This is a genomic window from Brachyspira sp. SAP_772 (assembly GCF_009755885.1).
Classification (GTDB): Bacteria; Spirochaetota; Brachyspiria; order Brachyspirales; family Brachyspiraceae; genus Brachyspira.
Map to the genome: position 1 here is coordinate 1 of NZ_VYIX01000004.1, position 2,122 is coordinate 2,122.

At 24.5% G+C, this 2,122-nt stretch carries 2 protein-coding genes; both read left to right on the top strand.

Annotated features, from left to right (window positions below; translation table 11 throughout):
* The coding region (locus tag GQX97_RS12085; protein ID WP_157152192.1) for a hypothetical protein at window positions 1-1,812 on the top strand (1,812 nt) is incomplete at its 5' end.
* Between the two features lie 126 nt (window positions 1,813-1,938).
* Window positions 1,939-2,122 (top strand): hypothetical protein (locus tag GQX97_RS12090; protein WP_157151741.1); only part of this gene is annotated, 184 nt, incomplete at its 3' end.

Below are 2,122 nucleotides of genomic sequence, written 5' to 3' on the forward strand. Positions count from 1 at the left end.
AATACTCAAACATCACAATCTCAAAATATTCAAACTAATACTTTACAAACAAATAATCAAAAAGAATTCTTTGATATGAAATATGTTTATAAAGGTGTTAGAGTAGATAAAGCTAAATTTGATGAAAAGCTTAAAAAATTAAGAGAAAATAATGAATATGCAAAAAGAAATTTTGATTTTCTTAATAGGAAATTTGTAAATGATGATGAAAGAAAAAAATATTCTATAGAGTTTATATCAAATGTTAATCATTCTCCTTTTGAAGCAGATTTCTATAAGCCTGATGAATATGATTATTATGCGGCTGAATATTTATATGTTGATCAAAATTTAGCATTAAAAAAAGCAAGAGAGGAATTATTAAAATTAAATAAAAAAGATGCTGATGTTTATTTCGCTTTATTCTTATCGCATTTTGCTTGCGATTCACTTTACTATTTTGAAGAAGAAAAAAAGTATTTAATAAAATGGGATAAAGCAGGCGGCACTGATATATCTATGATGATGTCAAAAGGTTATGATAATGATAATACTTATATAAAAAAAATGAAATTAATTAATTATATAATAGAAGCTCCTGATTCTTTAAGAGCAGAACAATTACTTGCTTATGCTTATAACAATGATTTAAGTTATTATATTTTAAGAGAAGACGGATATATAGATTTATTTAATGAAAATAATTATTCTTCAATTTCAATTGTAGATGTAGGTAAATATATGGTGTCTTCATTAGAGATAGTGCCAGAAATAGTTAATACAAATATAATGAACAAATATATAGAAACTTATATAAAAAATAGATTAAGTAATAATAATATTAATAAAGATTTAGATTATTATCAAAATTATTATAATCTTGATACTGAAGATGCTTATAATGGATGGGATGGACTTAGTTTTCTTCAGTTTAAGAAAAATACCTTTTTAATTGAACACAAAGCAAATATGCATTATTATAATCCTGAGTTCATAAAAGATCATTTATACGCTTCATTTGAAAAGATAACAACTAATTTCAGACTTGGAGATATAAATAATTTAAAATCTGCTGAAATTAAGTTAATTTCTACAAATGATTTGAAAGATTATATTAAAGGTTCTAAATTTATAAATTCAGGTAACTTTGATAAAGAAAAATATTCTGATTATATAAGTGAAAAAATTGGGTGGCCTTTGCATTCACCATCTTTCTTTTTATGCGATATTAATAATGATGGCAAAGAAGAATTAATGGTTTCAGACGGATATGATTATATAACAATAAGAACCAACATAGTGAATTGTACTTTACTTTTGAAAGAGAATTTGGAAGTAGATTCTGATTCAGAAATAGGACAGCTTATTAATTATAATTATTTTCAAAATTTAAACTGTATTCAAAAAATATATACTGAAGACGGTAAAAATAAAATGTTTTTCTTAGATGTAAATACTGATAAGGCTTTTGATATATTTATTGATAATAATGAAATAAAGAATTCAGATTATTTTAATTATTTCACATATAAGCCTAAATTGGAATGGAAAGGCACTATACTTAACGGAGTACCTGAAGGAGCCTTAAAAACTGATGCTAGCTTTGACATGTCTAAAGCAGAGAATGAATCAGACAAAGCAATAGTATCAGACAGAACTTTGAGAATGGCTGATAAACTTATAAACGATGCATATTTTGCTAAAAGGGCTACTTTGGATAAACAAGGTCAGCAAGAATTATTGAAGCAAAGAAAAGAAGAAATAAAAGCTATTCAGGAAGCAAAAGGCGACATTAAAGCAATAGAGGCAGAAATGCTTAAGAATATACAATAATTTTTTATAAGAAATATATTTAATAAAAAAGTGTATGCACTTTTTTATTATAGCAATATTCCATAATTGAAATTTTGTTAATTTTCTTTTATTATAAAAAATAACAATACATACATGGGGTACAATATGAAAAATATTATTTCTATAATTGCAGCATTTATTTTAACAATTGCTGTAATTTCATGCGGCGGCGGAAACAAAGAAACAAATCAATCAGAACAAAATACTCAAACATCACAATCTCAAAATATTCAAACTAATACTTTACAAACAAATAATCAAAAAGAATTCTTTGATATGAAATATGTTT